The organism is Endozoicomonas atrinae (assembly GCF_001647025.1).
Classification (GTDB): Bacteria; Pseudomonadota; Gammaproteobacteria; order Pseudomonadales; family Endozoicomonadaceae; genus Endozoicomonas; species Endozoicomonas atrinae.
In genome coordinates this window covers 1-809 of record NZ_LUKQ02000667.1, presented here as the reverse complement: position 1 = coordinate 809, position 809 = coordinate 1, and the positions used below count along the sequence as shown (strand labels likewise).

The window sequence follows — 809 nt, the reverse complement described above, 5'->3', positions numbered from 1 at the left end:
TCCATGTTGTCGGCGGCTGCACCAATCGCCCGACTGCCCATTTCCTCCATGAGCTTTTTGATCACATCGGTGCCGAGCTTGCCCTGTTCCGTCAGCTTTCGGAGAACCGTGACATTCTCACCCGTTACCTTGGCGAGTATTTCCCATACGGGAACCCCGGCTTCAATTAACTGACGGAGTTCTTCGGCCTGAAGTTTCTGTTTACCCCAAGCCTGACCGAGTGCGAGGCTGATCCTGCGGAGTTTTTCAAAGTCACCACCGAGCATACTGTTGGTATCAACAATCGCTTGGAGTGATCCGTCCATCGGGTCGAGGCCGAAGTTCTTCAACATCGTGAAGGCTTCAGTCACCTGGGCGATTTGCAACGGTGTATCACGGGTAAACTGCTTGATCCATTCAACCGCCCGTTCGCCTTCGGAGGCACTGCCCATAATGGCATTTAACTGGATTTGCAGGCGGTCAAACTGATCCCCGGTTTCGAGAACCCCCTGCATGGATTTTTTCAGGCCAATAAACGCAGCCGTTGCCGTAACCAATCCAGCAAGACGACCGGTGAGCCGGTTGATGCCATCGGAGGCTTTATTCGCATTTCGGGCAACGCCGCCTAATCCGGCTGAACGCATAGACCGAGCGGTTTCTTTTACTTTGGCCGTTGCCTTCTGGTAAGCGGCCGCTGTGTTGCTGATAGCAGCCGTGATGTTTTTCTGTTGGCCAGCGAGGTTCTTTGTGGATAAACCGGCTTGCTTGAGACTTTGCCGGAGCTCATCGAGCTTTTCCCGCTGATCCTGATAAGCTTTGCTCGCACGAGT

The 809-nt window shown here is 53.8% G+C and carries 1 protein-coding gene; it reads right to left on the bottom strand.

Translation table 11 applies throughout. From position 1 onward, the window contains the following. On the bottom strand, positions 1–809 hold an 809-nt coding region (locus tag AK963_RS29935; RefSeq protein ID WP_139117815.1), incomplete at both ends, for a tape measure protein.